The sequence below is a fragment of the Chitinophaga sp. genome (assembly GCF_035761305.1).
In the GTDB taxonomy this organism is placed as follows: Bacteria; Bacteroidota; Bacteroidia; order Chitinophagales; family Chitinophagaceae; genus Chitinophaga.
In genome coordinates, this window is the sequence record NZ_DASTRI010000143.1 from 1 (window position 1) to 7681 (window position 7681).

Here is a 7681-nt window from a genome sequence, read left to right on the forward strand (position 1 = left end):
CTCTTCATATGCTTTCGTAGTATTATTAAAAAAGTCAGGGTGAGAAATAGTACCTACTAAATAATTTAATTGTGATGTAAAGAACAATACTACCGGTATAGGCATTAAGTCTGTGTCCTTATAATCGTTAATTACAGCCAATAGCAATGCCAGGAAGCGCTGGTATTCTTCATCATCCCATTCTCTTTCCATTCTTACTTTGTAAGAGAACTCGTCTTCTGATTCAATATATACGAGATACTCCTTAAATGATTCCCTCATATTGCTTACATCAAGCCTTTATTTGAGCTATAGCTAATTTTAACTGCTTGTACTCATTTTCAAACGCCGCAAAGTCTATATCTGTATCTAAAAATTCTTCATCATTTAGCGCACAATAGAAATGATATTTACCATCAATCCTGAAAATACCACCTGAAAAATCATCAAACAGATCAGTTGGTGGAATAACCTTTAAATTATTTTGCAGGTCCACTGAAACATTATGCAATTGCAACAAGATATTTTCAGCGCCGTCTTCTCCCAATTCCTGTGCATTCGCAAAATCGAAAAGCTCCCGGGCTGTTACATTTGTAAAGTCATGATGATTGAATGACTGGAAAAAGTCGTCCAGGTACCCGAGTGTAGCTGTTAAAAACCCTTCTTCCGGGTCATTATCTTCTACTCTGCCAATAGTAGTATCACCTACCTGGTAATAATAATAACCAAATAAGGCCTCTCTAACGAACCGGTAACCACAACGAATATTTATCTTTTCCATAGAATTTTCAATTATCTGTCACAGGCAGCTATTATTTTTTTAGCCTTTGATAATACTTTATCCGGGATGCCTCTGTACCCTTCTCCTGAACGTCCGTTGAAATGCACTGCGCCATGCTTTCTGCCAGCCTCTCCTGGATTATGGTGTAGCTGATACCGGTAATATTCGCCGGTTTCTGAACTATACCCAACCCAGGTTCTTTCATCTATCTGCACTGCATCTTTATATGCTGTATGTGCATCATGCGGTAATGGATCCTTTTTGGGATTATATGGTTCTTTACCTCTCTTGTTCCTTGGATCGTGGTGTCCTGGATTTTCATATTGCGGCCGGCCAGGTTTGGGTTCGCGTTTCGCCAATTCACGGTTGTGCCGTGCTATTGATTTGTCGATGGCGTCATCTCCGCTAAGCCCAAAAACATCTGTTAGCAAATTTACATCTGCCACATAGGTGTACAGATTTAACTCCTTACCCAACAACCCTATCGGATCCTGGCTCACATACACCCCTTCCTCCGGACTATAATACCTGAACCGGTTATAATACAGCCCGGTTTCTACATCCTCATACTGGCCCGGATAACGGAACGGGATGAGCGTACGCTTCCCTGCTAACTTACGTACCCTGCCGTAAATATCCAACTCGCACGACCATACCTGTTCACCTGCCTCATTATAGGCTTCACAGGGTGTACCCAGGTGATCGGTGATAATAGAATAGGCGTTGCCGTTAACCATTGCCGCTGCCGGGGTAAACGTGCCTTCCTCAAAAACCCAGGTAGCCAGCGTTTCAGGCGGCACCGGCTCCGCATGGCTTTGCAGTACATCTCCCAGCTCGTTAATAGTAATAACCGGCCGGTCCTTCAGCGGGTAGCTCCACTCATGCAAAGGCACATTTCCGTCCCATACAAAGCGGGTAAGCCGGCCGTTGTGTTCTTTTTCAATACGCCTGCCCAGCGGATCATACCTGAATGTTACCTGCTGTCCGTCGGGGCGTATCACCTTTTTCAGCATGCCGTTTCCATACCATTCGTACTCCCAGGCAGCGCTGCCTGCCGGCATGGCCGTTACTATTTTTTTAACCAGGCTGCCTTCATCATCGTAAACAAAACGGGCATCCTGCGTGGCCAGCAGCTTTCCGCCGGCGTCGTATTTGCGGTCATTCCGCTCCGGTGTTTTATACAGGTTGCCGGCTTTATCCGGCAGGCGGTAATCATAGGCGCCGTCTTCATACTGCGCCCATGCCAGGTTGGCAAAATCATCATGGCCAAACTTTACTGTGCCGTTACTTACGCCATTAATAACCTGCTTTAGCCGCTGGTTGGCGTCCCAACGGTAATGCCGGCGGCGTACCACCCGCTGCCCGCTGTTTACAGTATGGCTCTCGGGCATGCCGGCCTTATCATACGTCCAGCTGCTTTTGATGCCGCCGGGCAGGGTGCGCTCTATTTCAAGACCTAAAAGGTTGCGTTCAATATGTGCGGTCCAGGGATTTTGCGTGCCGGCGGCCTGCGCCGCTATGCCCGTAATATCGCCGGCTACATTGCGGCTGGTGCGGATATGTGCGCCCAGGCTGCTTTTCAGCTCGTAACGCCTGCCATTGCGCCCATAAGCACTGCTTATGGTGTGACCGTTCTGCACCTCCTGTACCACCCTGCCCAGCGCATCGCGCTGCAATTGAATGGTGCTGTGCTCATTAACCGCTTCCACCAGCTCTCCGGCAGCATTATAGCTGTATGTTTCCCAGGTGCCGTCGCTATGCTCGGCACGCGTTAAACGGCCGTTGTAGTCATATTCATACTCCGTCCAGCGCTGGCCGGGCCGTTGTACTTTAACAATCTTGCCGGCAGCATCGCGTTCATAGTGCTTTGTAATACCGTCAAAACCTGTTTCCCGGATAATATCCCCGCGGTTATTACGTGCAAAGCGATACATTTCGCCATGCTCATTTACCAGGCCTGTAAGCTGTTCTTCCCGGTTATACACAAAGTGCACTTTCACGCCGTTCTCTTCCCGCAGCTTCAGGCTTCCCAAAGGCGTATAATCAAAGCGTACCTGGCGATGCTTATCTCTCAGCTGCTGCACTTCATCATAGGCATTATACTGCAGCTCAATATGGTTGCCATCGGGCAAATTAAACACTACCGGCCTGCCCAGCGGATCATATTTAAAATACTGTTCCTGTTGTAAAGGATTGCTGCATCTTGTGCAAAGGCCCTGGCTGTTATACGCCCAGGTAGCGCGCCCGCCATCCGGCAGTTCCATGGCTGCGAGGTTATAATCCTCATCATAGCTTAGTTGTGTGCGCCGGCCTTCCTCATCCTCTATCCTGCTCAGTAAATTCCGCTCATTATACCGGAATATGGTAATGCTGCCATCTGCTTCCGTTATGGTATGCAGCAGCCCTTTATGCGCTTCTTTCCTGTAATAAATGTAGGTGCGGGAAGCGCCCTGCGGATCTGTGGCCAGCACCAGCCGGTTCTCTGCATCATAGCTGTAGGTGTACTCACTGCCATCCGGCTGTACTACGGCAGTACGGTTGCCGCGCTCATCATACGTATACCCGGTAACGTTGGCCTCTTCATCTATCTCCCGGTATATTTCAAAATGCTCGGTGTATTCAATGAACCGTGAGTGTCCCAGCGGATCCCTGACCTGTGTAACTACAAAATCAGGGGTATAATAATAAGTGGTGGAGTGTCCCAGGGAGTTGGTGACAACATTATATCCCTTTTCGGGGTGATACTCCAGCCAACCTTCGAGCAGGCCGCCATCGCCCCAGGTATGTACGCAACGGGCCTTGCTGGCGGCGCCTTCGTATTCCCAGTAAAAGGTTTGCCCGTTACGGTCTGTTTTAGCTACCATTAAATGGTTGCGGTACTGTATATGAGTGGTTTGGTCCAGGGCATCTATAATGGCGGCAAGATCGCCCGCCTCATTGTAGGCATAACTTACCATTACCTGCGATGTGCCGCGGTGTTCAAGGGTTATGCGCGTCATTCGTCCTTCCAGGTCGCAGCTTACCTGCAGGCGCCGGCCGGCGCTGTCTGTTACCTGCGCCAAATGTCCCTTGCTGCTGTAATGAAAGCTGATCATAAAACCTGCTTCATTACGGATAGCGTATAAACGATACTGCTCATCCAAGGGGTGCAGCTTACGGAAACTGTAATACAACCGTTCTTCGTGATCGAACAACGTATATTCATCCACGTCAGTACGGGTAAGCGTTAATTTCTCATGGCGGTTATAGTCAAGGCCACCGGTGTAGGGCAATGCTTCAAACACTGCGCTGCGGCCGTCGCCCAACAATACTACGGTAGCATCTTCCTGCAAAAATTCCTGCACGCGCAGGTCATAACTGCAATGGGCGCCATGCCCCAGCAGGCCGTTAAAGCTGCTGTCACTGTTCCAGGAGCGGGCCCATTTCAGCGGTATGGGGCCGGGCAGCTCAAAATCTGTTCCGTCGTAAATTACAATGCCCTGTACCAGGTCAACCGGCTCAAATCCTTTTTTACAAAGGAACTTGCTTAGCTTATTGCTGCCTATTTTTCCTTTCAGGGCATGGTTAAATTTGGTGAGCGCTTTTTTGCCTGCTTTACCCAGTCCTTTCATGAGCGCGCCAAAGCCAAAGCTCATTACGAGGTTCAGTAAAGCGCCTGCCCAATCCGGCACATAAGGGCCGCCTATCATTACCGGCTTACCGAATGAGAGGGGTATGGAAAAAGAGGTGGGCAGGTACATGCTGGGAATGGGCTTCAGCTTCTTCCCGGGCTGCAGCGACAATGGAATGCCAATGTCATTGCAGGTCATGAGCATATGCCCGGAGGGGCTCATGAGGTTACCTTCCACCTTTACTTTTTTACTGCCGAAAAAGTTTACCGAGTCATGGCCGATCATAGGCGCCAGCAAAAACGGACCGCCCATGGGTATGTGAAAGAGGATGATGAAAATGCCGCTGGTATCGCTTTTGCCCCGTGGCACGTGGTTGATTTTTGTAGTGGCGCCGATGAAGGGAATATAATCCATCGGATCTACCACAAACCCGATATACGGGTGCGGCAGGGGTATGGGAAACCCGAATAGAATAACAATATGGATGTCCAACCCGATAACGGGTGTAAAATGCTTATTACTTACCAGCATGTTCTTTGCTTACAGGTTAACGAAACGGTACGGGGTAAAAGGGACGGGTACTACAGTTACTATACTCAAAGATAACAAAACGCCACAACCAATTGCTTGATTGTGGCGTTGGCAATAATATTTAACTCGTTTTTTTTAGCTAATCTTTTCTACCTGCATGAAGTTCAGTTCTACAGGGGTAGCGCGGCCGAAGATTTTTACGGTTACTTTCAGCTTCTTTTTGTCTTCTATCACTTCTTCGATCATGCCGTTAAAGTCGTTGAACGGCCCGTCAATGATCTTGATGGTTTCACCTACAATGAAGGGTTCGCTCATGGTAATGCCCTGGTCGGTCATTTCATCTACCTTACCCAGCATTTTATTTACTTCTGCCTTACGCAGCGCAATGGGGTGTTCTTTTCCGAGAAAGTGTATTACGCCGGACACGTTGCGGATAGACTGTATTACCTCATCGGTCATTTTACCGTCTATAGCTTCTATCATCACGTAACCGGGGTAAAAGTTCTTTTCACGCATCACTTTTTTCCCCGCCTGCACTTTATACACCTTTTCCACCGGCAGAAAAACCTGGGTAATTACATTACCCCAGTCGGAACGGCGCACCTCAATATCCAGGTACTCTTTCACTTTCTTTTCCTTGCCGCTAACAACACGCAGTACATACCACTTTGTTTCCTGGGTGGGTTGGGTATTGGTATTGGATGCATCCATTTTTAAAATAATTTATAGTATTGAGATAGCACTACATGGGAAAGTGCGTCCATTCCCCATACCATCAGTGTAATGATAACCGTGGCTATCAATACAATCATGGTAGAGGATTGCAGCTCTTGCCAGGTAGGCCAGGATACCTTATGCACTAATTCGTGATAAGACTCCTGGAAATATGTTCTGATCTTGTTCATGGTATAAAGTTAACCTTTATGGCTTACTGATAATGATAAAAGTGAAAGGCGAAAACCATTCACCCTTCACATTCCAAGCACGGGCAACAGGATTCGAACCCGTATCAACGGTTTTGGAGACCGCTATTCTACCATTGAACTATGCCCGTATAAAAAGCCATTAGCTGCCTGCTCTTAGCTTACTAGCAAATCTACAACAAAACCCGCTAATACCTAATTGCTGTTGCTAATGGCTCTTTCTTATTGATAATAAGCTAGTTATTATTTGATGATCTCAGTCACCTGACCAGCACCTACGGTACGGCCGCCTTCGCGGATAGCGAATTTCAGACCTTTATCCATAGCGATGGGAGCAATCAGCTTAACGCTCAAAGACACGTTATCACCAGGCATAACCATTTCAACACCAGCAGGTAATTCAACTTCACCGGTAACGTCAGTAGTACGGAAGTAGAACTGAGGACGGTATTTGTTGAAGAACGGAGTGTGACGGCCACCTTCATCTTTGCTCAGTACGTAAACTTCGCATTTGAATTCAGTGTGCGGAGTGATGGAACCGGGTTTGCAGATTACCATACCGCGGCGGATCTGGGTTTTTTCAATACCACGCAGCAGCAGACCGGCGTTATCGCCAGCTTCACCTTCGTCCAGTATCTTTTTGAACATTTCCACACCTGTGCAGGTAGAGGTCATTTTTTCAGTTTGCAGACCAACGATTTCAACAGGATCGTTCACACGTACCTTACCGCGCTCGATACGGCCGGTAGCTACGGTACCACGACCTGTGATAGAGAATACGTCTTCTACAGACATCAGGAACGGCTGATCAACCGGACGGGGAGGCAGCGGAATGTAGTCATCCACAGCAGCCATCAGTTCGTCGATTGCGCCTACCCATTTAGCATCGCCAGCCAGCGCGCCGGTTGCAGAACCTTTGATGATAGGAGCGTTGTCACCGTCGAAGCCGTTTTTAGACAGCAGGTCGCGGATTTCGATCTCTACCAGTTCCAGCAGTTCCGGATCGTCTACCAGGTCAACTTTGTTCATGAAAACAACAATACGGGGTACACCTACCTGCTTAGCCAGCAGAATGTGCTCCCTTGTTTGCGGCATCGGACCATCTGTAGCGGCAACCACCAGTATAGCACCATCCATCTGCGCAGCACCAGTGATCATGTTCTTCACATAGTCAGCGTGGCCCGGACAGTCTACGTGAGCATAGTGACGGTTAGCTGTCTGATACTCAACGTGTGCTGTATTGATGGTAATACCTCTTTCTTTTTCTTCAGGGGCCGCATCGATCTCATCATAACCTCTCTTCTCTGCCAGACCCTTGTTAGCCAAAATGGTTGTAATGGCAGCAGTCAAGGTAGTTTTACCGTGGTCCACGTGGCCGATGGTACCAATGTTTACGTGGGGTTTATCCCGCTTAAAGGTTTCTTTTGCCATTGTATTTTCTTTTTAGATGGTTTGTAAAGATTGTATTAATAGTTGTTTTAAAAACTGTTTTACAAACTTGCGCAGTTGATGAGAATTGAACTCATGTCTTTTTCCGGTGGTTGAAAACCCCGGAACTTGCTCTGCCACTGAGCTACAACGCTTAGTTATAAAAACTTTGATCAGCAGGCCGGTAAGGAATTACTGAAACAATGTTGGAGTGATTGACGGAGGATTCTAATCCTGGCAGTTACCGGCTTCGACCAGTTGTGCGCTACCGCAAATTAAAACCCTGTTTCAAAGACGCTCTGGTTATTAACAGGAATAGCACCTATGACTTTTCCGCTATTACGGAATGCTTTACCATTGGCGCATTCTGCTTATAAAGCCAGTTTGACTTACAATCAAGACTCTTGAGCTGTTGATGAGAATTGAAC

At 47.7% G+C, this 7681-nt stretch carries 6 protein-coding genes and 2 tRNA genes; all 8 read right to left on the bottom strand.

Translation table 11 applies throughout. From position 1 onward, the window contains the following. The coding region (locus VFS25_RS12375) for a hypothetical protein (protein ID WP_326462461.1) at positions 1-192 on the bottom strand (192 nt) is incomplete at its 3' end. A 79-nt stretch (positions 193-271) separates the two neighbouring features. After that, positions 272-760 (bottom strand): hypothetical protein, encoded by a 489-nt coding sequence (locus VFS25_RS12380; protein ID WP_326462462.1) that lies wholly within the window; start codon positions 758-760, stop codon positions 272-274. An 11-nt stretch (positions 761-771) separates the two neighbouring features. Beyond that, positions 772-4902 carry a DUF6531 domain-containing protein gene (locus VFS25_RS12385; protein WP_326462463.1) on the bottom strand — a complete coding sequence of 1377 codons (4131 nt, stop codon included), beginning with the start codon at positions 4900-4902 and terminating at the stop codon, positions 772-774. Between the two features lie 135 nt (positions 4903-5037). Then, complete coding sequence (gene nusG, locus VFS25_RS12390) at positions 5038-5613, bottom strand: transcription termination/antitermination protein NusG (RefSeq protein WP_326462464.1); 576 nt, start codon at positions 5611-5613, stop codon at positions 5038-5040. A gap of 2 nt (positions 5614-5615) precedes the next feature. Further along, positions 5616-5807, bottom strand: coding sequence for a preprotein translocase subunit SecE (gene secE, locus VFS25_RS12395; protein ID WP_326462465.1), 192 nt, complete (start codon positions 5805-5807; stop codon positions 5616-5618). A 78-nt stretch (positions 5808-5885) separates the two neighbouring features. Continuing rightward, positions 5886-5956, bottom strand: a tRNA-Trp gene (locus VFS25_RS12400). A 112-nt stretch (positions 5957-6068) separates the two neighbouring features. Further along, positions 6069-7256 (bottom strand): elongation factor Tu, encoded by a 1188-nt coding sequence (tuf, locus tag VFS25_RS12405; RefSeq protein WP_326462466.1) that lies wholly within the window; start codon positions 7254-7256, stop codon positions 6069-6071. Between the two features lie 70 nt (positions 7257-7326). Continuing rightward, positions 7327-7407: transfer RNA gene (locus VFS25_RS12410), tRNA-Glu, on the bottom strand. Positions 7408-7681: the final 274 nt, after the last annotated feature.

Bases quoted from the DNA above. Each gene is read 5' to 3' on its own strand.
- nusG (WP_326462464.1), bottom strand. From the start codon at position 5,613: ATGGATGCATCCAATACCAATACCCAACCCACCCAGGAAACAAAGTGG.
- VFS25_RS12380 (WP_326462462.1), bottom strand. From the start codon at position 760: ATGGAAAAGATAAATATTCGTTGTGGTTACCGGTTCGTTAGAGAGGCC.
- tuf (WP_326462466.1), bottom strand. From the start codon at position 7,256: ATGGCAAAAGAAACCTTTAAGCGGGATAAACCCCACGTAAACATTGGT.
- VFS25_RS12385 (WP_326462463.1), bottom strand. From the start codon at position 4,902: ATGCTGGTAAGTAATAAGCATTTTACACCCGTTATCGGGTTGGACATC.
- secE (WP_326462465.1), bottom strand. From the start codon at position 5,807: ATGAACAAGATCAGAACATATTTCCAGGAGTCTTATCACGAATTAGTG.